Source organism: Halalkalicoccus sp. CGA53, from assembly GCF_036429475.1.
In the GTDB taxonomy this organism is placed as follows: domain Archaea; phylum Halobacteriota; class Halobacteria; order Halobacteriales; family Halalkalicoccaceae; genus Natronorarus; species Natronorarus salvus.
In genome coordinates, this window is sequence record NZ_CP144125.1 from 878,313 (window position 1) to 900,843 (window position 22,531).

The following is a 22,531-nucleotide window of genomic DNA, read 5'->3' on the forward strand; positions in this document are numbered from 1 at the left end:
GATCAGAGCACCTCGATCCGGCTGACGTTCGCGCCCACGCGGCCGACCGTCCGGTACTCGCCGTCTTCGCGGCGCATGATCCTCCCCTCGACGTCGTCGCGCTGGTCGGGGACGTCGAAGAGCCCGGAGCCGCAGACCACCGCGCCGTCGTAGACTGCCCAGGTCTCGACGATCTCGTGGGGTTCGCCGGGGAATGGGACGCGCTCGAAGTCCCGGCCGAAGTTCGTCGACTCGAACAGCGCCGCCTCGTGTTCGTCGTTCACCCAGGCGGGCGGGGCCTCCTGGCCGCCACAGAAGAAGACCGTGCCGTCGTGGACGAACACGCACCTGATGTACGAGAACTCGTTGCCGGTGTCGATCCGGGTCCACGACTCCCCGGCGTTCGTCGTCCGCCAGAGCCCGCCTTCGCCGACGGCGTGGCCCAGCCCGAGGTTCTCGAGTTCGTGGTCGAGGTAGCCCGTCGTCGCGAGCCAGACCTCGGCGGAGATCGGGAGCACCTGGTGGACGTCGTCGACGATCGTGTCCCGTCGGTCGATCCAGGTCCGGCCGGCGTCCTCGCTGAGGTGGATCCCGCCGGCCTCGACGCCGGCGATCAGCCGCTCCGGGCGGCCGGGGACCGCCTCGAGAGCGCGGAGTCGGGCGTAGTGTGGGTCGATCGGGGACTCCCAGTGGCCACGCGAGGGGAGGTCTCGAAAGCCCTTCAGTTCGCTCCAGGTCTCGCCGTCGTCGACCGAGCGATAGATGTAGGGATCGTTCGTCCCAGCGTAGAGCGCGCCGTCGGCGGTCGCGAGGACCGACCAGACCTCGCTCTCGCCGGCGTGCCAGTACCGGTCCCCGAGCGGCACACCGAGGTCCTCCCACGTCTCCCCGTCGTCACGGGATCGGTAGGCACCGGTCGTGGAGGCGACGAACACCCCGTCGGCGTGTTCGAAATCTCTGACGGCCGTCACGACGCCGCAGTCGAGTACCCGTTTCGGATCGTCCCGTTCGAACGGTACCTCCTCCACCCGGTACAGCCCCGCGTCCGTCCCGATCAACAGCGTCATGTGGTCCGTGAGAGCGCGGCCCACTAAAGTTTTACCAAACTGTAAAACGCTAAGTGTCGGGCCACACAATCCCGGACATCGACCGGATCCGGCCAGTCCGGCCCGGAGAGATCACTCATGCCAACGGACAACCCGACCAGACGGCCGACCGATGCGGCGTACCTCGAGGAGACTCGGAGACCGCCGACCGACCTGCTTACCCTGCCCTGGATCGACGTCCACAACCACGCACACACGCTCTCGTGGGACGATCGCGAGCGGTACGCACTGGCCGGCTGTGCGGCGATGGTGATGGTCGCCTCCGGCTACCACTGGACGCCGTACAAGCCAGCGAGAGCCGAGGACGTCCGCTTCCTCTGGGACGACGCGGTGAACCGACGGGCGGCGATCGAGCGCGAGCACTTCTTCGAGGCGAGACTCGGCCTCGGGGTACACACGGGCGTCCGGATCGAGAACCCGGAGGAGCTGCTGGAGGCGATGGCCGGCTACTGCGAACTGGAGGAGGTCGTGGCGATCGGCGAGACCGGCGTCACCCCGTCCCAGCACATAAGCGCGTGGGACGTAGCGGAACAGCGGGCGGTCGTCGAGGCACAGATGGAACTCGCCGACACCTACGACCTGCCCGTGATCCTGCACACGCCGAACCAGTCGAGCGAGTCGAAACGGTCCTACAGGCCGGGGGTGGGAGTCCCCGGATACGAGAAGAACACCGCACTGGGCGCGGAGCCGGTGCTCGACGGGGAGAACCCGGCGCTCGAAGCGGTGAAGATCGACGTCGAGGCGGCCAACGATGCGGGACTCGCGGAGGAGCGGATCGTCGCCTCCCACGCGGATCGGAACAACACCCCCTACCTGATGGAAGAGACCGACTGCTACCTGAGCTACACGATCGGCCACTCGTGGCTGATCGGCGTCGACGCCGGAGACGTCGCCGATGCCATCGAGGAGTACGGCCCCGAGCGGATCACGGTCGACACGGACTGTGCGAACGTCCTCCGGACCGACCCGTTCGCGCTGAAACGGGCGATCTTCGAACTGTACCGTCTCGGGATCGACGAGGCGGCGATCCGGCAGGTCGTCTGGGAGAACCCCCGTGACCTCTACGGGTTCGGCGAGTAGGCTACTCCGCGAGGTTCGCCCGCCGCCGGTCCTCCTTGTACGGGGTGCGTGCGACCGTCGCCCGGACCTCCTTCTGGACGTGGTCCTCGACGGTCGGACTCGCGGGGTTCTCACCCTCGCCCCAGACGACGGTCACCTCGGTGCCGACGTCGCTGTGCTCGACGTCGATGGTGCACAGCGAGAGCATCGTCCGGAAGTAGTAGCTGTAGCCGCGCATCGTCGCCACGCCGACGTCTTCGCCGTCGACGAGCACCCGGTCGGCGATCATCGACCGCTTCTGCTGGTGGGGCATCTCCATGAACTTGTACGTGTCACCGGGCTGGAACAGGGAGGCGTACACGTCGATGACGTCCTCGTCGTTCCACTCCAGCGTGGCCAGCACCCGATCCGGGTCCGCCCCCTCGGCTTCGAGCGCCTCACGGCCGACGAAGTCGTGGTCGAACTTCGTGTACCGATCCCAGCCCAGTTCGACCGGCGTCCGGTAGTAGTCGCTGATGTCGTCGCCCTCGAAGCTCCCCTCCACGGCGTGTGTGATGAGGTCACGGCTCTGGTGCTCGCGGAGGAACGCGCGGTAGTCGGCCATGCCGTCCCCGAAGATGGCGGAGACGAAGTCCCGGACCCGCGACGGGATGCCGGCTTCGAGTTGGTTGATAGACGAGGTGCCCGAACTCAGCCGCTGTATGCCGTACGGCTCGCCCGCCTCGAGGATGGCGTCCCACACCGTCTCGCCGTGCTCGCCCGGCCCGTGGAGTTCGAACCCGACCTCGCCGGACATCCCGAATCGGACGGCGGTCACGTCGACGCCGGCGATCTCGATGGGGCCCGAGCGCATGAACCCCACCTCGCGCAGCGAGTGGTTCGCGAGCGCGTCCAGCACGTCGAGCGACGTCGGTCCCTGCACCCCGAAGTTGAACGTGTCCCGGAACTCGGCGGTGGCGTCGTAGTCGCCCCGTTCGAGGTTGAACGCGGTCCAGTAACACGGCACACCGTGGAGGACGAACTCCTCGTCGCCCTCGCGGACGAGGACGCCCTCGGCGACGACGTTGGCGTCCTCGTCACACTGGACGAGGTGTTTCCCGCCGCCGACGGGGTAGTCCGCGAACGAGTTGATGCTCAGGTCGGCCAAGAGGTCGATGGCGTCCGGCCCTTCGAGTTTGAGATTCGCGAACGTCGACCAGCTCCCGACGTAGCAGGTCTCCTTCCACGAGAGCTGTTCGTCGATCCAGTTCGTGTACTGGCTGGGACGGCGTGCGCTGAAGTCCTCTCGCCGGTTCACCCGACGCATCGTCTCGAGGACGCCCTCCGGTCCGAACTCCGAGTCAGAGTCCATGGGGGGTCGACAGGGGATAGCCGCATCAATCTTTTCCCGAACCCGGACATCTCTGACCCTCTAACTCCCGATTTCGTGACTCAGCGGTCGCCAGCCCTCCCGGCCGGCGGCCGGGCCAGCCGGGACGACGGGGCTCAGTCGAACGCACAGTCGTTCGACAGTTCGCCCAGTCCCTCCACGCCGACGGTGACGGTGTCTCCCTCGCCCAGTAGGACCGGCGGCTCGCGGTAGACGCCCACCCCCGGCGGCGTTCCCGTGAAAAGCAGGTCCCCCGGGGAGAGGGTGAAGGCCTGGCTACAGAACGAGACCAGCTCCGCGATCCCGAATATGAGGTTCGCGGTCGTCGACTCCTGGAGCCGCTCGCCGTTCACCTCGGCCCAGATGTCGAGGTCCTCCGGATCGCCGACCTCGTCCGCCGTCACGATCTCGGGGCCGATCGGCGCGAACGTGTCGAGGCTCTTCCCGCGGACCCATTGGCCGTCGCCGTGCTGGAGGTCGCGCGCGGAGACGTCGTTACCGACCGTGTAGCCGGCGACGTACCCGAGCGCCTCCTCCTCGCTCACCCGTCGCGCCTCCTTTCCGATCACGGCGACGAGTTCCGCCTCGTAGTCGACTCTCTCCGTGAACTCGGGGTCCCACTCGATCGCGGTGTCGGGACCGATCACCGCCGTCGGGAACTTCGAGAACAGCACCGGGGAATCGGGGATCGGGTTGCCGCCCTCCTCGGCGTGGTCGCGGTAGTTGAGCCCGACACAGACCACCTTCTCCGGGTTCGAGACCGGCGCGAGTCGCTTCAGATCGTCGAGCGAGTGCAGCCCAGTTCCGGTCTCCTCGGCGTACTCGACGGCCATCTCGGCCTTGCGCCGCCACTCCCAGCCGCCGAACAGCTCGGCGGTATCGTCCGGAATCGCGAGTCCGGCCGCAGCGCCGGCCTCCGGGAGACGGACAACGGTCTCCCCGATCCGTACCCCACACCAGGGCTCCTCGCTCCCCCGCTCGGTGTAGCGTCCGATCCGCATGCTACAGCTCCAGTCCGGCCTCGTCGACCAGCCTCCGGCCCGAGGCGACGAACCGATCGAACTCCTCGTCGACTTTCGAGTTCACGAGTTCTCCGTCGCGCTTGACCGGCTCGCCGTCGACCAGCACCCACTCGATGTGCGAGGGATCGGACTGGAAGACGACGGTCTGGATCGGCGAGTGACTCGGTGCGGTGGTGAAGTCGTCCGCTCGGACCAGGACGATATCCGCTCGCTTGCCGGGCGTGAGCGTGCCGATCTCCTCGTCCATCCCCAGCGCCCGTGCCCCCTCGATCGTCGCCATCTCGAGGGTGTCCCGGCAGGTGAGCCCCACCTCGGTGACCTCCTCGCCGTCCTCCAGGATCGCCTGGTTCTCGAACATCCGCTGGACCTGCAGACCGATGCGCATCTGGGTGACCATGTCGCCGTTGACGTCCGAGGGGACGTCGACCCCCCACGTCGGTCGCCCGCCGGCATCGAGCACCTTCCCCGTCACCGGGATCCCGTGACCCATCTGCATCTCGACCTCCGGCGTCGCGGAGAAGGAGACGCCCTCGCCGACGGCGTGGTCGATGTCATCCTGCGAGAAGTGGTTCGCGTGGGCGACGTTGACGTCCGGGCCGAGCATGTCGGTGATCGCTCCGAAGCCCTGGTAATCGTCGCCGTAGACCGACGAGGGCCAGCACGCGGCGCCCATGTGGATCGTCGAAACGACGTCGAGGTCGCGGGCCAGTTCCAGATCGCTGCGGGCGGTCTCGTCCGTACAGAAATCCGGCCCCCGGAGCCCGAGTGCGAGGCTGAGCAGGTCGTCGTCGCGGATCTTCTCGGTGTAGAGCTCGCGGATCTGCCGCTCGGGGAGGCCGACGTCGCTGTCGAACCACCACTTCGCCGCGTCGTCCCCCGGCGGCCCGTAGGTGTACACCGCGCGCAGTCCGGTATCCTGAAGCGCGTCGACGGCCCGTTCGCCGTGTTCGAGTGTGTTGGGGTACGACCAGTCTAGGGCCGTGGTCGTCCCCGTGTAGAGCTTCTCGAGCGCGCCGAAGAGGCCGCCCAGGTACATGTCTTCGGGCTCGTATAGGCCGGTGATGTTGCCGAGCATGTGATCGAAGTACTCTCCCATGAGCGACCAGTCCCCGGCGATACCCCGTACCTGGGTCTGTGCGAGGTGGATGTGCGAGTCGACGAACCCCGGCAGGACGATACGGCCCTCGGCGTCGATCACCTCGGCGTTGTCGGTCGAGAGGCCGTGGCCTATCTCGACGATCTCGCCGTCGTCGATCAGGACGTCGGCCCCCTCCAGGTCGCCGATCTCCGGGTCGAGCGTGACGACCGTCCCGTTGCGTACGATCCGTCGTGTCATGTCCACCCAGACCTTCGACCAGTAGGTAAAAAGCTTACCGAACGGTAAAACAGCCGTGACGACGGACAAGCGATATACGTGACACCCGCCGAGTACGCCCATGAGCGATTCCGGCGGGAGGGTCTCCGCGAAGGACACCCGCGAGCTGATCATGGAGGCGACGTTCCGTGCGATCGGCGAGCACGGCTACGCCGACCTCCGGATGCGCGATATCGGCGAGGAGATGGAGCTGACCAGACAGGTGATCCACTACTACTTCGACGGGAAGTACGACCTCATCTCCTCGTTTCTCGAGTACGTGATCGACCAGTACGAGGGGAGCGTCGAGGTCGACGAGCACGCCGACCCGCGGGCCGAACTCGACGCGCGGATCGACCAGTGTCTGTTCGGGCCGGAGTTCGGCGAGTTCACCCACTGGGATCGCATGAAGGTCTACCACGAACTGTTCGCGCACGCACAGAACGACGACCGACACCGCGAGATCTTCAACGACCACTACGACCGGATCCGCGGGAGCATCGTCGAGGTCGTCGAGAGAGGTATCGAGGAGGGGGTGTTCCGCCCCGTCGACGCGGAGCTCATGGGCCAGCTCGTCACGGACGTGATCCACGCCGCTCGCGGCCGGCGGATCGCGCTCGGCCACGAGGACGCCCCGGAGGAGGCCCGAAGGGCGATCGACGAGTTCGTCCTCGACTCGCTGGACGTCGACGAGTAGCGGTCGGCGTCGGTCGGCGACCGCGATCCGGTAGCAATCCGGCGCTCGCCCAACAGTCGATCGGCGACCACCCTCTTACTGCGCCGTCCAGCCGCCGTCGACCGCGAGCACGCTCCCGGTGACGAAGCTCGCCGCATCGCTCGCGAGGAAGACCACGGGTCCGGCGATCTCCTCTGGATCGGCGATCCGCTCTAAGGGTGTGCGAGCGAGGATCGACTCCCTGAGCGCCTCGTTCTCCTCGACACCCTCGGTGAGCGACGTCGAGACGTAGCCCGGTGCGACGGCGTTCACGCGCACCTCGGGCGCCCAGTCGATCGCCATGCTCTTCGTCAGCCCAACCAGCCCGTGTTTCGAGGCGACGTAGGGGTGCTGTCGGGGAAGGCCAACCAGTCCGCCGACGCTCGCGACGTTCACGACCGATCCGCCACGCTCGTGGAGGTGGTCCGCGGCCGCCGTCGCACACCGAAAGGCCCCCCGCAGGTTCACGTCGAGCACGAGGTCGTAGCCCTCCTCCTCGACCCGTTCGGGTCGTCCCAGCGCGGTATCGGGGTTCGCCCCGGCGTTGTTCACGACGCAGTCGACCCCGCCGAACTCCTCGACAGTGCGCTCGAACAGCGCGTCGATCTCGTCTCGGTCCCGGAGGTCGGTCGTCACCGCGAGCGAGCGGCCGCCGCGATCGCGGACCTCCTCGGCCACCGCCGCGACCTCCTCTCCGCTCCTCGCTGTCGGGACGACCGTCGCACCCGCGTCGGCCAGCCCCAGCGCGATCGCCCGGCCGATGCCGCGGCCGCCGCCGGTGACGACCGCGACGCGCTCCGTGAGGTCGAAGCGCTCCGTCAGGCGCTCGGCCACGTCAGCGCACCTCTTCCGGGGCGACCGCGAGGTACTGTTCGAGCAGGTCGTCGCGGTCCTGTAGCTCGTCGATCGTCCCCTCGAAGACGATCGAGCCCGTGTCGATCACGTAGCTCCGGGTGGCGAGTGCGAACGCGAAGGTGACGTTCTGCTCCGACAGGAGGACGGTCACGTCCTGTGAGACGACGTCGCGGAGCATCTCGCGGAGGTCGTCGACGATCACCGGCGCGAGCCCCTCGGTCGGCTCGTCGAGCAGCAGTAGCGAGGGACGCTGGACGAGCGCGCGTGCGACAGAGAGCATCTGCTGTTCGCCGCCGCTCAGGTTCCGGCCCCTGTTCCGCCGCAGGTCGTCGAGGATCGGGAACAGCTCGTACATCTCCTCGACCGGCCGGGGATCGTCGGCGAGCTTGTGCGCGAGCGTGAGGTTCTCCTGGACCGTCAGCGTGGGGAAGACGCGCCTGTCCTCGGGGACGAGGTCGATCCCGAGGCGGTTGATCTCGTTCGGCGAGCGTCCCACGAGGTCGGTCCCCCGGTAGCTGATTCGACCTCGGCGGGGCGGGGTCGTCCCCATGATCGAGCGCATCGTCGTCGTCTTGCCAGCCCCGTTGCGACCGAGCAGCGCTACGACCTCTCCCTCCTCCAGTTCGAGCGAGACGTCGTGGAGCACGTGGCTGTTGCCGTAGTACGTGTCGATCCCGTCGACCTCGAGCACCGTCATACGGCCTCACTCCCCAGGTAGGCCTCGGTGACGCGCTCGTCGGTCAGTACCTCCCCTGGCGTCCCGTCGGCGAGCACCGCGCCCTCCGCGAGGACGACGATACGATCCGAGACGTCCCGAACGACGTCCATGTTGTGCTCGGTGACGACGAACGTCGCCGCGAGGTCGTCGTCGAGCTGCTGGACCAGCGAGACGATCTCGCGGGCCTCCGTCGCGTTCATCCCGGCGGTCGGCTCGTCGAGGAGGAAGACCGTCGGCTCGATCGCCAGCGCGAGCGCGATCTCGACGCTGCGCTTCTCGCCGTGGCTGAGCGCGTCACAGGGCCGGTCGGCCATATCGGCCAGCCCGAGCAGGTCGAGCAGGCGGTCGACCTCCTCGTTGATCGCCCCGTCGCTCGCCGCACGCGAGCGCAGGTCCATCGTCCTGCCGTCGTGGCTGATCCGGGCGACCTGCAGGTTCTCCCGGATCGTGAGCCCCTCGAAGACGTTCGTGATCTGGTAGGACCGGGAGAGCCCGCGTCTGGCGACCTCGTGCGGCGGCGCGTCGGTGATGTCGACGAGGTCGCCACCCTCCCTGAGGTGGATCGTCCCCGCCGTCGGTTCGAGGACTCCCGTGAGGAGGTTGTAGAACGTCGTCTTCCCGGCCCCATTCGGTCCGATGATGCTCGTGACGCCCTCGTCCTCGATCGAGAGGGTGACGTCGTCGACGGCGGTCAGTTCGCCGAAACGCTTGGTGAGGCCGTCGGTTTCGAGGACGGCCGTCACTCGCGATCACCCCGCTTTCCGTCCGACGAGCCCCCGATACGACCGAGCCGAGTGCTCGTGGACTCCTTCGCATAGGTCAGTGCCGCGTCGGTGCCGCCGCGGTCGTAGGCGGCTCTGACCTCGAACAGCCAGCCTCGGAGCATGAGCAGCCCGCCCGCGGCCCCCTGCTTGAAGTAGAGCACGACGCCGATCAGCATCAGCCCGAAGAACAGCTCCCAGTGGGCCTCGAGCGCGGGGAACCGGCTGATCCCCCAGCGGACGTAGAGGAAGACGAACGCGCCGACGATCGGCCCCGCGAAGAAGGTCGCCCCGCCGATGACGGTCGCGACGACGGGGATGGCGCTCGTCGTCCAGTGGGCGTGGTAGGGCGAGGCGACGTTCGCGAGGCCGGCCATCAGCACCCCGGCGACGCCGACGAAGGCGGCGGAGACGACGAACGTCATCCAGCGGTGGTAGGTGACGTCGATACCGAGGGCGGCCGCCCGGTCCGGGCTCTCGCGGATCGCCTTACAGACGGTGCCGAACGGCGAGGTGACGACCCGCCAGATCGCGTAGATCGAGGGGAGGACGACCGCCGCGGTGAGGAAGTAGTACGTGCGGCGCTCGCCGAGTCTGAACTCGGCGCCGGCGACCTCGGTGATCCCCAGCGTGACGATCACCCCGTCGGTGCCGTTGGTCAGCCCGCCCGGGTTCTGGATGATGATCGAGTAGACGAGCATCCCGAACGCGAGGGTGATCAGCGCGAAGTAGATCTCCTCTAAGCGAACCGAGAGCCAGCCGACCGGGACCGCGATGAGGAGCACGAGCACCACGCCGCCGACCGCACCGAGGCCGAACGTCACGAGCGGGGCGATCCCGCTCCCGACGACCTCCGCGGCGTAGGGGGTCACGTCCCGGAGAACCATCGCCATCCCGTAGGAGCCACCGGCGAAGAACATCGCGTGGCCGAACGAGAGCAGTCCGGTGTAGCCGTAGAGCAGGTTGAACGCGAGCGCGAACAGCGCGACGATCATGAACTCGGTGAAGAGGTAGACCTGGAAGCTCGGCCCGAACGCGAGCAGGACGAGCCCGATCAGTCCGAGTACGGCGAACCGTTCGGTCGTCCAGCCGTTCCTGACCGCCTCGTGGCCGAACGTGCCGATCCGGTCGGCGATCCCGTCTCGTGTGCTCATTCGCCGATCCCCCCGAAGAGGCCTTCGGGCCTGAGCAGGAGGACGATCACCATCGCGACGAACGGGATCGCGATGTGGCCGGCGGCGATGAACTGCGGGCCGATCGCCTGCATCAGCCCGACCAGCATCGCGCCGACGAACGCGCCGAACATCGAGCCGAGGCCGCCGATCACGACGATGATGAACGCGTCGATGATCACCTGGTCGCCGAGCGCCGGACTGGTCGACTGCAACGGCGCCGAGAGCGCCCCACCGAGGCCGGCGAGGAAGCTCCCGAGGAAGAAGACGGCGGTGTAGAGCCTCGGCACGTCGACGCCGAGCATCGACGCCATCTCCCGGTCGGAGGAGGTCCCGCGGACGAGCGAGCCGAAGTAGGTCTTCGTGACGAAGAGCCAGAGCCCGGCCATGACGACGAACGCGGCGCCGATCACGAACAGCCGGTAGGCGCTGAACGTGCTGCCGGCGATCGAGACCGAGAAGGCCAGCGACGCCGGGGCGTCCATCGAGTACGGCTGTGAGCCCCAGACGAACCTGACCGCCTCGTGGATGACGAGGACGAACCCGAAGGTGACGATCAGCTGATCGAGTTCGCCCTCCGCGCGTTCGTACAGCGGCCGGATCGTCCCCACCTCGATCAGCACGCCGATCAGGCCGACGGCGAGCGCGCCCGCGACCACGGCGATCCAGAAGTTATCGATCAGCTGGTTCGTGACGGTGAGGGCGACGTACGCCCCGATCATGTAGAACGCCCCGTGGGCGAAGTTGAGCACGCCGAGCACGCCGAAGATGAGGCTCAGGCCGACCGCGATCAGGAACAGCCGGCTCCCGAGGCTCAGCCCGATCACCACATCGGCGAGTCCGACGAACGCGAGCGTCGTACTCGGCTCCATGGGGGCGTTCTCAGACCCCCGACGGCAGCTCGGAGTCGGCGAGTAGCTCGTCCAGCTCGTCGGCGTCGACGTCGTACACCTCGACCGGATCGAGCACGTTGCTCTCCCACTCCTCGTCCTGGCTGACCGTGCCCCAGATCGCGGGGACGACCGCCTGGTTCGTCTCCTCGTCGAAGTGGTACTCGCCGACGGGGCCGCTGTGTTCCATCCCGGTGAACGCCTCGCGGACCTCGTCGTGGTCCGTGCTCCCGGCCTCCTCGACCGCTTCCCTGTAGAGGTAGAGCGCCCGGTAGGCGCCCTCCGCGTTGTACGTCGGGAGCGTGTCGTACTCCTCGTAGTACGTCTCGCGGAACGTCTCGTTCTCCTCGGTCTCCGGGACGAACGGGTCGTACCGCGTCGAGGCGTGCTGGCCCTCCGGTAGCGGCGAGCCGTCGGCCGGGAGGTCCGTCCCCATGCCGACGCTGAACAGGGTGTACTCGATCGCGTCGAACCAGCCGGCCTCGTCGGCCTGCCCGAGGAACGTCGTCAGGTCGGCGCCCCACAGCGGCGTGATCACGCCGTCGGGCTCCGCGTCGATGATGGCGCTGATGTACGGCGTGTAGTCGCTCGTCTCCAGTCCGGGGTACTGCTCGTCGGTGAACTCCACGTCGGCACCCAGGCCTTCGAGGTACGCCTGGAAGTAGTCCCAGGTCTCGTAGCCGAACGCGTAGTCCGGCCCGATCGTCGCCCACTCCTCGGCGTCGAGCTCGGCGGCAACCTGCGCCGCGCCGTACATGTCGATCGAGAGGCTGTTACAGTTGCGAAACACCCACTCGTTGCCGACCGAGTTGTCGTGTTCGCCCTCGGGCGAGGTGAGAAACGGCGTCGCCGCGTGGGTCACCATCAGCGGCACCTGCTGTTCGGCCACCTGCGGCGCCATCGCCTGTGCGACGCCGCTGCTGTCGAGGCCGAACAGCCCGTCGACGCCCTCCTCCTCGATCAGGCTCGTCATCTGACGGATCGCGGTGTCGGCGTCGCCCTCGGTGTCCCGGGCGATCACCTCGACGTCCTCCCCGTCGATCCCGCCGTCCTCGTTGATCTCCTCGACGGCGAGTTCGTAGCCGCGTTCGGCCTCGTCGCCGTAGAGCGAGGCGAACCCGGAGAAGATGTACACCGCGCCCAGCGTGAGGCCGCCGCCGTCGTCGTCACCCAGACAGCCGGCGAGCCCCGTCGCGGCGAGTCCGGCGCCGGTCGCCTTCAGGAACGACCGCCTGTCGACCCCCGATCCGGCCGATCCACACGCGGCGTTTTCGTTGTTCTGGATTGTCCCTGGTTCTTCTATCATTGTTAACCCTACTCCCGTGTAGTGTGACACGTACCATAAATATGGTTGATGATGACAGTCAACACCGCTCCCCTCCCCCAGCGACTCGGCGACGGCCCGATCGTGACCCGGTTCGTTCACGGTTCGGATGAGCACCGGCCGTCGAACAGGGTCACTCCGTACGATCGGTACCGTCCGTACCGGCCCGACCCCGGCGCGTGGACCACCGTGCCTGCCGGCGGGCGCGGCCGAACCGCTTAACCGGGCGGAGCCGGTAGCTGACCCATGCAGCACGTGACGATTCCGCAGGACCGCATCGGCGTGCTCATCGGTGCGGGCGGCGAGACGCTCCGAGAGATCGAGCGACGGGCGGAGGTGCGTCTCGACGTCGATTCCGAGAGTGGCTCCGTTCGGGTGGAGAGCGTCGGCGATCCGGTGCTGGGGCTCAACGGCCCCGAGATCGTGAAGGCGATCGGGCGGGGCTTTCCCCCGGAGGACGCACTCACGTTGCTGGACGACGAGCTACGGATGTTCGACCTGGTCGACATCGACGCGTACTCGCGCAACGCCAATGACCGGAAACGAAAGAAAGGACGGCTCATCGGCAAGGGCGGCCGGACACGGGAGCTGATGGAACAGCTCTCGGGCGCGACGGTCGTCGTCTATGGGTCTACGCTGGGGGTGATCGGCCTCCCGGAGGAGGTCCAGATCGTCCGCGAGGCGACGGAGATGCTGCTTGACGGCGCGCCACACGGCACCGTCTACTCCTTTCTCGAACGCAAGCACAACGAGCGAAAGCGCGAGCAGTTCTCGACACACCGGTTCACCGGCTGATCGGTACTTAAGCACGGCTGTGAAACACTGTCATGGTCGGCTCGGAGGGTGACGAGTGGCTTCCTCGGCCACTTTCCGAGCCTTTTATATAGAACGACAATCAATCAGTAACCGATTATGGCACAGCGAATGCAGGGACAACCGATGATCATTCTCGGCGAGGACAGCCAGCGAGCGACCGGGCGTGACGCCCAGTCGATGAACATCACGGCGGGGAAGGCGGTCGCGGAGGCCGTACGCACCACGCTCGGCCCGAAAGGGATGGACAAGATGCTCGTCGACTCCGGGGGATCGGTCGTCGTCACGAACGACGGCGTGACGATCCTCTCGAAGATGGACATCGAGCACCCGGCGGCGAACATGATCGTCGAGGTCTCGGAGACCCAGGAGGACGAGGTCGCCGACGGCACGACGAGCGCGGTCGTCGTCGCGGGCGAACTGCTGAAGCAGGCCGAGGACCTGCTCGAACAGGAGATCCACCCGACGACGCTCGCGCAGGGCTACCGGCAGGCCGCGGCCCACGCGAAGGAGGTCCTGCAGGAGGAGTCGATCGAGGTCGACGTCGAGGACACCGAGCTGCTCCGACAGCTCGCCGCGACGGCGATGACGGGTAAGGGCGCCGAGAGCGCGAAGGAACTGCTCGCCGAACTCGTCGTCGACGCCGTGCGCGCGGTCGCCGACGAGGACGACATCGACACCGAGAACGTCAAGATCGAGAAGGTCGTCGGCGGCTCGATCGACGAGTCGGAGCTGATCGAGGGCGTCATCGTCGACAAGGAGCGCGTCGACGAGAACATGCCGTACTTCGTCGAGGAGGCGAACGTCGCGCTGCTCGACTCGGCGCTCGAGGTCAAAGAGACCGAGATCGACGCCGAGGTGAACGTCACCGACCCGAGCCAGCTCCAGGAGTTCCTCGACCAGGAGGAGAACCAGCTCCGGGAGATGGTCGACCAGATCAAGGCGGCCGGCGCGAACGTCGTCTTCGTCCAGAAGGGCATCGACGACATGGCCCAGCACTTCCTCGCGAAGGAGGGGATCATCGCGGTCCGACGCGCGAAGAAGTCCGACCTGAAGCGTCTGGCGCGTGCGACCGGCGCCCGCGTCGTGAGCGACGTCTCGGACCTCACCGAGGACGACCTCGGCTACGCCGGCAGCGTCGCCCAGAAGGACATCGGCGGCGACCAGCGCATCTTCGTCGAGGACGTCGAGGACGCGAAGTCGGTCACTGTCGTGCTGCGCGGCGGCACCGACCACGTCGTCGACGAGGTCGAGCGCGCCGTCGAGGACTCCCTCGGCGTCGTTCGCGTCACCCTCGAGGACGGTCAGGTGCTGCCCGGTGGCGGCGCACCCGAGGTCGGACTCGCGCTCTCGCTGCGCGAGTTCGCCGACTCCGTCGGCGGCCGCGAGCAGCTCGCCGTCGAGGCGTTCGCCGACGCGCTCGAAGTGATCCCGCGCACGCTCGCGGAGAACGCCGGTCTCGATCCCATCGACTCGCTGGTCGAACTCAGAAGCCAGCACTCCGGCGGCGACGCCGCCGACGGCCTCGACGCCTACACCGGCGACGTGGTCGACATGGGCGAGGAGGGCGTCTACGAGCCGCTTCGCGTGAAGACCCAGGCACTCGAGTCGGCCACCGAGGCCGCCGTCATGATCCTCCGTATCGACGACGTGATCGCCGCGGGCGACCTCGCCGTCTCCGACGACGGCGGCGACGACGAGGACATGGACATGGGCGGAATGGGCGGCGGCATGGGCGGCATGGGTGGCATGGGTGGCATGGGCGGCGCGATGTGAGAGGCCACCAGAGCCACACCACTGCCGATCCGATCCGTTCCGACCGCTGATCACGGTTCGACGTTTCTTCGACCGGTACCGACGACCGACAGCGCCGCCGCTCGCGGACGAGGAGGTCTACGAGGAGTGGGTCAGTCCTCGTCGGAAACGTCGAGTTCGAACTGGCGGTTCTCGACGGGTGCGTTGAGGACGACGCTCGTGTTGCTCGCCAAAATGTTCGGATCCGAGAGCAGCGACTTGATCTGATCGTTCATCCCGTCTGTGTCGGCGAACTTCCCGATGGCGACGACGTCGTAGTCACCGGTGACCTCGTAGACGCTGATCATCTGTCGTTCCTCTCTGAGCCGCTCGGTCACGTCCTCTAAGGCGCTGCCCTCGACTTTCAGGTGGAGGATCGCGGTGACGTCGTAGCCGAGCGTGTCGTAGTTCACCTTCGGGGTGTAGCCCTCGATGGCGCCCTCCTCCTCCAAGTCCGAGAGGTGGTTCGAGACGGTCGTCACCGAGACGTCGAGCTCCTCGGCGAGGCTCCGCAGGCTCGCTCTGCCGTCGTCCAGAAGCGCATTCACTAGCTTCGAGTCCAGATTTTCGTACGTCATCACCTCCCGAGACTCACTCCACCCATTAGAACTTTACGAATATCCAGTTCTACCTCCGAAAGGGAATAATTGCATAGATGGGTGGGGTTTTAGTGGGTGCCTCTCCCAGTAGGTGGTGAGACAGATGGCAGACGGAAACCTGACAGCGGAGGAAGAGAGCGTACTACAGCAGATCGACGAGCGGGACGTGAACTTCCTGCGCCTGCAGTTCACGGACATCCTGGGGGTCGTGAAGAACGTCTCGATCCCGGCCAGCCAGGCGGAGAAGGCGCTCACCGAGGGGATCTACTTCGACGGCTCCTCGATCGAGGGGTTCGTCCGGATCCAGGAGTCGGACATGCGGCTCACGCCGGACCCGGCGACGTTCGCGGTCCTGCCGTGGCGGCGCAGCGAGAGCGGATCGGCCGCGCGGCTCATCTGTGACGTGATAGATACCTCGACGGGCGAGCCGTTCGCCGGCGACCCCCGATACGTCCTGAAACAGGCGCTCGACCGCGCCGCGGAGATGGGCTACACGGTCAACTGCGCACCCGAACCGGAGTTCTTCATGTTTCAGGAGGACGAGGAGGGACGAGCGACCACCAAGACCGCGGACGTCGGCGGCTACTTCGACCTCGCGCCGAAGGACCTCGCGAGCGACGTCCGCCGGGACATCGTCTACGGGCTCGAGTCGATGGGCTTCGAGATCGAAGCCAGCCACCACGAGGTCGCGGAGGGCCAGTACGAGATCAACTTCACGTACGACGACGCTCTCGCGACGGCGGACAACGTGGCGACGTTCCGGACGGTCGTCCGCGCGATCGCCGCCGAACACGACCTCCACGCGACGTTCATGCCGAAGCCGATCGCGCGGATCAACGGCTCGGGGATGCACACCCACATCTCGCTGATGACCGAGGACGGAGAGAACGCGTTCCACGACGACGACGACGAGTTCAACCTGAGCGGGGAGGCGAAGTCGTTCCTCGCGGGGATCCTCGAACACGCACCCGCGATCACGGCGGTCGCCAACCCGACGGTCAACAGCTACAAGCGACTCGTCCCCGGCTACGAGGCACCCGTCTACGTCGCCTGGTCCGACCGCAACCGCTCGGCGCTGATCCGCAAGCCCGCCGCCCGCATCCCCGCGGCCTCCCGGATCGAGCTGCGCTCGCCGGACCCATCGTGTAACCCCTACCTCGCGCTCGCGGCCATGATTCACGCCGGGCTCGAGGGGATGGAAAACGACCTCGCGTGTCCCGATCCGATCCGAGAGAACATCTACGAGTTCGACGAGGCCAAGCGCGAGGAGTACGGCATCGAGACGCTGCCGGGCAACCTCGGCGAGGCGATCGACGCTCTGGAGGCCGACGAGACCGTCCTCGACGCGCTCGGCGAACACGTCGGGCCGAAGTTCATCGAGGCGAAACGCGAGGAGTTCGGCGAGTACATCGTCGAGGTCTCCCAGTGGGAGCTCGACCGGTACCTCGAGACGTTCTGATCCGACCACAGGACACGACCGGATTCTTTCGGGCTCACGTTCTCCGGGGGTGCCTCCCCGAGCGATGCCATCGATCGGCTGCGAGGACGACTCCAGCGGTTCCGATCGCGGCCGCGATCCCCCTGAGAACGACGGGGATGTCGGCGACGAACCCGACTGTGCCTACACCGAGTACGGCACCGAGGGCGACTGGTCCGCTCCGAACGTCGGGCTGCCGCCGACCGACCGTCCATCGTGCCGCGAGCGCTCCGACGGTCGCGCCGAGGACCGTCGTCGCGTCGCGGTCGGTAGCGATCTCGAGTACGTAGTCGGCGTACGGCGAGCGACCGACGAACGTCCCCCCGAGGAACCCGACGACCGCGAGTGTCGTCGCCAGTCGAAGCGCCGATGACGGTTCTCGGTGACTGATCCTGGCGAAGACGACGGGTAGCCGACACCGAGGCCGAGGCCGGCGATCACGTCGACCGGGTAGCGGACCCCGAGTGCGACCCGCGGATCGAGATCACGAGAACGACGCTCCCGACGAGAGCCCCGACGAGGGTGCGCCTTCGGGGATCGTTCCGGCCGATCGCTATCGAAAACGCGCCGTAAACGACGGTCGTAGCCCAGCACGTGTCCGCTCGGGAATCCGTGCTCGCAGTCTCGATCAGGTGGAGCAACGGGTCGGGGCGGGAACGCGAGCGTCGGCTCGAGTCCGAAAGCAGCGCGAACCCACCGAGAACCGTCGCGAAGGCGTAGGCACCACGTCGAGGGCCGAGAGAGTTATGCGAGACAGGAGACGCCGACGAGCACCGGCAGATCGCCGAGCGTTGTGAGCGCCGCGGGCAGCGTGATCGCCGGCTCGGGGAGGGCGAACTGGACGGCCTCGACCCGTTCTCGCTACGCATACGGGTTCGTATGGACTGCTGTAACAGTGTACCGCTCAGACCAAGAGTCGGGTACCGATCCGAGTGGTACGGACTTCCAGCAGAGTCCATATCAGTAACCGTGTCCAGAATTTCCCGACTACGCGCGGCTCACTCCCCGCGCCACATCCGCACGGCCTCGCGCAGGCGGCCGGGGTAGCCGACGGCGTTGAGGCCGGTCCCGACGATCACCATCAGGACGTAGAGCCCGAGCGTCGAGAGCCAGATGACGAGCATCGCGGCGATCGCCCAGCCGCCGGCGAGGAAGTAGAATGCGCCGAGCGTCATCGCGGTGCCGTAGAGCAGCACCAGATAGGGCCCCCAGCCGGTGGCGTGGCCCCGGCGCATCCGGCGTCTGACGTAGCGCCGGAGGTCGCTCTCGACCTCCTCGCGGGTGACGGTGCGCTGCTCGACGCGCCCCTCGAACGAGGCGAGCTCCGAGCGCAGGTCCTCCACGTCGCGGCCGAGCCGTGCCACGTCCGGGGCCGGCCCGCCCGTCTCCGCCGTGCTCGTCGCCCGCTCGTCCTCCGTTCCGTCGTCCGACAGCGTGGTGTCCTCTCCCTGATCAGGCATTGTGAACTCCTCGTGCGTCGTCTCCCCGACGACCGCGTTGATGATCGCTCCAACGAGTATGACGATCCCGCCGATATAAAGCCACGTGAACAGCAACAGCACCGCACCGATCGCGCCGTAAGCGTCGTACTGGCCCGCGTTCGCCGCGTAGAGCCCGAACAGCGACTGGAGGGCGGCCCAGCCGGCCGCCGCGAACACCGCGCCCGGTACCGCCCCTTTGAGCGTCATCTCGACGCTCGGGAGGAAGTAGTAGAGCGGTAAGAAGACGACAGTGAGCGCGACGACCAGGATCAGCGGGCTCGCGAGCGCGAACAGCGGTGGTTCGGGGAGGAAAGCGAGGACGGTACCGAGAACGACCAGTCCGACGACCGCGAGGATGATCGCGAGAAACGAGATCGCCGCCCGGCTCACCTCCTGGAGAAAGCCCTCGTCGCCGTCGGCGCCGTAGACCATCGAGAAGGCGGTGTCGATGCCGCGAAAGAGCTTCAGTGCGCTCCAGAACAGTACCCCGATCCCGACGACGGTCGCCCCTCCTCTCCCCGCACCGCCGACGATCGCCTCCTCTAGCATGTCCTGACCGGTCGGAGTGAGGACGTCCTGCGTGAGGTCGACCATCGTCTCCGCGAGCGCCTCCCCGCCGACGACCGCGGCGAGGACGAACGTCAGGAGCAGGAGCGGGATGAGCGAGACGAACGCGTAGTAGGCGATGCTCGCGGCCAGGAACGTGACGTCGTTGTCCTGGGCGGTTTCCACGACGTTCTTCCCGATGGCTGTCGTCCGGGAGACCGTACTCACGCCCCGAGATGTGACGAGCAGCACCAAAAAGTAGCGGGATGCAGACGCGTCATACGGACTGCTGGAAGTCCGTACCGCTCGGACCGGTCTCCGCGGTCCGAGCGGTACACAGGTACAGCAGCCCGTATCAGGGCGCTCGAAGGTTCCTCGTCGCCTCGCGTACCTCGCGCGCCGTCGCGTCGGTCTTGAACGTCGTCCCACCGTAGTGCGCTCGCGTCGCCTCGAAGCCGGCCTCTCGGAGCGCCTCCAGGAACCGATCCATCCCGGTGGCTGGCTCGCCCCAGAGCTTGTAGAGCCGGTGCTGGTCGAAGTACGTGGGGACCGCGAGCTCCTGCTTCGCCGTCTCGAGCAGGCGCAACGCGCGCTTCTGCGAACCCATGTCGTCGCTCACGGACGTCGCGACCTCGGCGACGAACGCCGGGTCCGCGATCGACTCGAGCCAGAGCGGCCCCGCCGAGAGCACGCGCTCGCCCCCGCACGCCCCACACGCCTCGGGCGGACAGGCCAGTAACCCTTCCTCGGACTCGCGGTGGAGACAGTCCTCGCAGTGGTGGACGTAGCCGAGACGCTCGATCCGCCGGTCGGCGTCGGTCGCCCGACCAGAGAGCTCCAGATACGTCCGGACGTAGTGACGCGTCGCGTGCGAGAAAAGCGGCGTCACCCCGACGTCGTAGCGGGCGGCGGTCCGACAGAGCGCCGAGAGCAACACCCTCAGTCCCATCTCCCGGTGATACTCGGTGTTCTGCGGGATAGCACCGTACTTCCTGATCCCGCTCCGTCGGTGCGCGCCACAGAGCGGTGCGGTGTCGGTCGCGGTGACACAGACGAGGTCGTTCGCGTTCGCGAACGCAGCGTCGGCGAACGGGATCGGCGTGCCGTAGGGGTCGAGGTCGATCACGTCGAACCGGCGCTCGTGCACGAGCGCGTTCGCGTTCCGCTTTAGGACCTCGCCCTCCAGCCCGTTCAGCGCGAGGTTCCGCTCGCAGAGCTCGACCGCGCGGGGGTCGTGGTCGTTGAGCGTCACGTTCCAGCCGTTCGCCGCGGCGCGCACTCCCCGAACCCCGCTCGCGGCCATCGCGTCGAGGTAGCTCTCGGCGTGGCCGTTCCGCTCGCGGTACGCCCGGAGGACGGCGACGGTGAGGTCACGGTTCAGCTCCTGGTTCGGGTTGTAGAAGACCGCCTCACCGACCGACTCTTTGCTCTCCTCGGGGACCTCGATTTCGACCCGGCCCTCGCGCACTCGCATAGACGTACAGTCGCCCGTCACGGGGGAAAACTCGTTCGAGACCGGATCGAACCAGTTACTTCCACGCCACGCGAAGCCCGCGTGTGAGCGATCCGGTCGAGGAGTGGGAGGCGGCGCTCGCCAGCGCGGGGAGTCTCACCGCCCCGATCACCGACCGGATCATCAGACGCCACGGCGACCGCGGGGTGCGAGCGATGGAGGCTGTCTCCGAAGAGCGAGTGAAACGGTACCGGGACTTCACCGTCGTCGTCGGCTACGCCGAGGAGTACGTCGTCGAGGGCGGGCGCTGTACTTGCATGGACCGCCGGCACAACCTCGATCCGGACGACCCGACCCAACGCTGCTGGCACGAACTCGCCGTCGCCATCGCCGAGGCGACCGACCGGGTCGAGACACACGACATGTGGTACTCGGAGGTCCGCGAGTTCCTCTGATCGCGTTTTTGCTCGGGTGCACGAACCGTCATTTCGCACTCCGACGGCGAGCGGACCGGCCCAGCCCTCCCCCGTTCGGATCGCGGGCGATCTACGCCCGCGATCCGAGGCCACCGACTGACCTCCGGCGGGACGCCTACGGAAACGCCGACTACCACCCGCTCCGAGGAGTGGGTCATGGACCCACACCTCGCGCGGATCGCCGTCTACCCGATCAAGTCGCTCGATCCCAGGGATAGAAAGCGAACCGAGGTGATCGAGAACGGCGCGCTCGCCGGCGATCGGGAGTACGCGATTCGGGGCGACGAGGGGGACTACGTCAACGGCAAGCGCGAGCGGCAGACTCACCGGCTCCGGACAGCCTTCGACGGGGATACTATCGAACTCCGCAAACACGGAGACGACGAGGGCGTCCGATTCGACCCCGAAACCGATCGCGAGGCCCTCTCGGCCTGGCTCTCCGACTTTTTCGGCTACCCCGTCACGCTGGACCGCGAACCGGCCGGTGGCTTCCCGGACGACGCGGTCCTCTCCGGGCCGACGGTCGTCTCGACCGCGACCCTCGAGACCGTCGCCGGCTGGTTCGGCGGGATAAGCACGAGCGAGATGCGACGTAGACTCCGGGCGAACCTCGAGATCGGCGGCGTACCGGCGTTCTGGGAGGATCGCTTCTACGCCGAGCCGGGTTCCGTCGTCGCGTTCGCGGTCGGGGAAGTCGAGTTCGAAGGCGTCACCCCCTGCCAGCGCTGTGTCGTACCCTCGCGCGACCCGGACACCGGCGAGGAGTACGACGGCTTTCGACACCTGTTCGTCGAGAAGCGCCGTGAGACGCTCCCGGCGTGGGCGGCGGAAGGCCGCTTCGACCACCACTTCCGGCTGATGGTGAACACGCGTGTTCCCGAAGCGTCGTGGGGGCGGGAACTCCACGTCGGAGACGAGGTACGGGTCCTCGGTGAGCGACCCGAGTGAGAACCGGTTTGCTCTCCCGGCCCCTACCACGCCCATGAGCGACGGGAGTGCACTCGTACTGATCGACGTGCAGGAGGGCTTCGACGACCCGGTTTGGGGCGAACGGAACAACCCGGACGCGGAGGATAACGTCGGGCGACTGCTCGACGCCTGGCGCGAGTCGGGGAAGCCGGTGATCCACCTCAAGCACGACTCCGTGGAGGAGGACTCGCCGCTTCGACCCGACCGACCGGGAAACGCGATCAGGGCGTTCGCGGAGCCACGCGAGGGCGAACCGGTGTTCGCGAAGTCGGTCAACAGCGGGTTCATCGGCACCGATCTCGAGAGCCACCTCCTCGAGGAGGGGATCGAGGACCTCGTCCTCGTCGGGTTCACGACGGACCACTGCGTCTCGACGACGACCCGGATGGCGGAGAACCTCGGTTTCTCTCCCACCGTCGTCGCGGACGCCACGGCCGCCTTCGACCGCGACGGCTACGACGGAACCCGGTACTCTGCGGATGAGAGTCACTGCCTCGCGCTCGCGCACCTCTCGGGGGAGTTCGCCGAGATCCGGGAGACCGAGGAGCTGATCTGATTCGGACTGCTTTACCCGTGTACCGCTCGGACCGAGCGGCGGG

The 22,531-nt window shown here is 67.3% G+C and carries 22 protein-coding genes; 9 read left to right on the forward strand and 13 right to left on the reverse strand.

Translation table 11 applies throughout. The annotated features are described in order from the left end of the window. Positions 1-2 precede the first annotated feature (2 nt). Positions 3-1,046 (reverse strand): WD40/YVTN/BNR-like repeat-containing protein, encoded by a 1,044-nt coding sequence (locus V2L32_RS05785; RefSeq protein WP_331235526.1) that lies wholly within the window; start codon positions 1,044-1,046, stop codon positions 3-5. 117 nt (positions 1,047-1,163) lie between these two features. Here V2L32_RS05785 and V2L32_RS05790 point away from each other — a divergent pair, with 117 nt between their 5' ends. After that, complete coding sequence (locus V2L32_RS05790) at positions 1,164-2,165, forward strand: TatD family hydrolase (protein WP_331235527.1); 1,002 nt, start codon at positions 1,164-1,166, stop codon at positions 2,163-2,165. Between the two features lies 1 nt (position 2,166). Here the strand turns inward: V2L32_RS05790 and V2L32_RS05795 are convergent, their stop codons facing one another. The 3 genes from V2L32_RS05795 to V2L32_RS05805 form a co-directional block, all read right to left on the reverse strand. Further along, on the reverse strand, positions 2,167-3,495 hold the full coding sequence (locus V2L32_RS05795; protein ID WP_331235528.1) for an aminomethyl transferase family protein: 1,329 nt from the start codon (positions 3,493-3,495) through the stop codon (positions 2,167-2,169). A gap of 134 nt (positions 3,496-3,629) precedes the next feature. Beyond that, positions 3,630-4,514: a fumarylacetoacetate hydrolase family protein gene (locus V2L32_RS05800; RefSeq protein WP_331235529.1), complete on the reverse strand. Its 885-nt coding sequence runs from the start codon at positions 4,512-4,514 to the stop codon at positions 3,630-3,632. A 1-nt stretch (position 4,515) separates the two neighbouring features. Next, entirely contained in the window at positions 4,516-5,871 is a 1,356-nt protein-coding gene (locus V2L32_RS05805) for an amidohydrolase family protein (RefSeq protein ID WP_331235530.1), read from the reverse strand. Between the two features lie 100 nt (positions 5,872-5,971). Here V2L32_RS05805 and V2L32_RS05810 point away from each other — a divergent pair, with 100 nt between their 5' ends. Beyond that, positions 5,972-6,586 (forward strand): TetR/AcrR family transcriptional regulator, encoded by a 615-nt coding sequence (locus V2L32_RS05810; RefSeq protein WP_331235531.1) that lies wholly within the window; start codon positions 5,972-5,974, stop codon positions 6,584-6,586. 75 nt (positions 6,587-6,661) lie between these two features. On the opposite strand, the gene V2L32_RS05815 is transcribed toward V2L32_RS05810, so the two are convergent. Genes V2L32_RS05815 through V2L32_RS05840 form a run of 6 tightly spaced genes read right to left on the reverse strand, consistent with a single transcriptional unit; the run spans position 6,662 to position 12,306 of the window. Further along, positions 6,662-7,426 carry an SDR family NAD(P)-dependent oxidoreductase gene (locus tag V2L32_RS05815; RefSeq protein WP_409348427.1) on the reverse strand — a complete coding sequence of 255 codons (765 nt, stop codon included), beginning with the start codon at positions 7,424-7,426 and terminating at the stop codon, positions 6,662-6,664. A gap of 13 nt (positions 7,427-7,439) precedes the next feature. Beyond that, complete coding sequence (locus V2L32_RS05820) at positions 7,440-8,156, reverse strand: ABC transporter ATP-binding protein (RefSeq protein WP_331235533.1); 717 nt, start codon at positions 8,154-8,156, stop codon at positions 7,440-7,442. Then, positions 8,153-8,920, reverse strand: a complete 768-nt coding sequence (locus V2L32_RS05825; RefSeq protein ID WP_331235534.1) for an ABC transporter ATP-binding protein — start codon at positions 8,918-8,920, stop codon at positions 8,153-8,155. The genes V2L32_RS05820 and V2L32_RS05825 overlap by 4 nt, the downstream gene beginning before the upstream one ends. Beyond that, on the reverse strand, positions 8,917-10,092 hold the full coding sequence (locus tag V2L32_RS05830; protein WP_331235535.1) for a branched-chain amino acid ABC transporter permease: 1,176 nt from the start codon (positions 10,090-10,092) through the stop codon (positions 8,917-8,919). Before V2L32_RS05830 ends, V2L32_RS05825 begins: the two co-directional genes overlap by 4 nt. Continuing rightward, on the reverse strand, positions 10,089-10,982 hold the full coding sequence (locus V2L32_RS05835; RefSeq protein ID WP_331235536.1) for a branched-chain amino acid ABC transporter permease: 894 nt from the start codon (positions 10,980-10,982) through the stop codon (positions 10,089-10,091). Before V2L32_RS05835 ends, V2L32_RS05830 begins: the two co-directional genes overlap by 4 nt. 10 nt (positions 10,983-10,992) lie before the next feature. Then, a complete protein-coding gene (locus tag V2L32_RS05840; protein WP_331235537.1) occupies positions 10,993-12,306 on the reverse strand; it encodes an ABC transporter substrate-binding protein in 1,314 nt (437 codons plus the stop codon). Positions 12,307-12,570: 264 nt separating this feature from the next. On the opposite strand from V2L32_RS05840, the gene V2L32_RS05845 reads away from it, so the two are divergent. Together V2L32_RS05845 and thsA are read left to right on the forward strand one after the other, a co-directional pair. After that, positions 12,571-13,119 carry a KH domain-containing protein gene (locus V2L32_RS05845; protein WP_331235538.1) on the forward strand — a complete coding sequence of 183 codons (549 nt, stop codon included), beginning with the start codon at positions 12,571-12,573 and terminating at the stop codon, positions 13,117-13,119. Positions 13,120-13,263: 144 nt separating this feature from the next. Then, entirely contained in the window at positions 13,264-14,913 is a 1,650-nt protein-coding gene (thsA, locus tag V2L32_RS05850; RefSeq protein ID WP_409348407.1) for a thermosome subunit alpha, read from the forward strand. Positions 14,914-15,044: 131 nt separating this feature from the next. On the opposite strand, the gene lrp is transcribed toward thsA, so the two are convergent. Further along, complete coding sequence (gene lrp / locus V2L32_RS05855; RefSeq protein ID WP_331235540.1) at positions 15,045-15,509, reverse strand: HTH-type transcriptional regulator Lrp; 465 nt, start codon at positions 15,507-15,509, stop codon at positions 15,045-15,047. Positions 15,510-15,633: 124 nt separating this feature from the next. Here lrp and glnA point away from each other — a divergent pair, with 124 nt between their 5' ends. Together glnA and V2L32_RS05865 are read left to right on the forward strand one after the other, a co-directional pair. Further along, the gene (gene glnA, locus V2L32_RS05860; protein ID WP_331235541.1) at positions 15,634-16,989 is read left to right on the forward strand and encodes a type I glutamate--ammonia ligase; all 1,356 of its coding nucleotides are present in this window, start codon (positions 15,634-15,636) and stop codon (positions 16,987-16,989) included. 64 nt (positions 16,990-17,053) lie between these two features. Then, positions 17,054-17,380 carry a hypothetical protein gene (locus V2L32_RS05865; RefSeq protein WP_331235542.1) on the forward strand — a complete coding sequence of 109 codons (327 nt, stop codon included), beginning with the start codon at positions 17,054-17,056 and terminating at the stop codon, positions 17,378-17,380. 625 nt (positions 17,381-18,005) lie between these two features. Here the strand turns inward: V2L32_RS05865 and V2L32_RS05870 are convergent. Further along, positions 18,006-19,262 carry a YihY/virulence factor BrkB family protein gene (locus V2L32_RS05870; protein WP_331235543.1) on the reverse strand — a complete coding sequence of 419 codons (1,257 nt, stop codon included), beginning with the start codon at positions 19,260-19,262 and terminating at the stop codon, positions 18,006-18,008. A 127-nt stretch (positions 19,263-19,389) separates the two neighbouring features. Continuing rightward, the gene (locus V2L32_RS05875; protein WP_331235544.1) at positions 19,390-20,508 is read right to left on the reverse strand and encodes a tRNA (guanine(26)-N(2))-dimethyltransferase; all 1,119 of its coding nucleotides are present in this window, start codon (positions 20,506-20,508) and stop codon (positions 19,390-19,392) included. An 83-nt stretch (positions 20,509-20,591) separates the two neighbouring features. Between V2L32_RS05875 and V2L32_RS05880 the strand changes: the two genes are divergently transcribed. From V2L32_RS05880 to V2L32_RS05890, 3 genes are all read left to right on the forward strand, one after another. Beyond that, the gene (locus V2L32_RS05880; RefSeq protein WP_331235545.1) at positions 20,592-20,942 is read left to right on the forward strand and encodes a hypothetical protein; all 351 of its coding nucleotides are present in this window, start codon (positions 20,592-20,594) and stop codon (positions 20,940-20,942) included. Between the two features lie 177 nt (positions 20,943-21,119). Beyond that, entirely contained in the window at positions 21,120-21,911 is a 792-nt protein-coding gene (locus tag V2L32_RS05885) for an MOSC domain-containing protein (RefSeq protein WP_331235546.1), read from the forward strand. 34 nt (positions 21,912-21,945) lie between these two features. After that, positions 21,946-22,488, forward strand: a complete 543-nt coding sequence (locus tag V2L32_RS05890; RefSeq protein WP_331235547.1) for a cysteine hydrolase family protein — start codon at positions 21,946-21,948, stop codon at positions 22,486-22,488. The last annotated feature ends 43 nt before the right edge of the window (positions 22,489-22,531 follow it).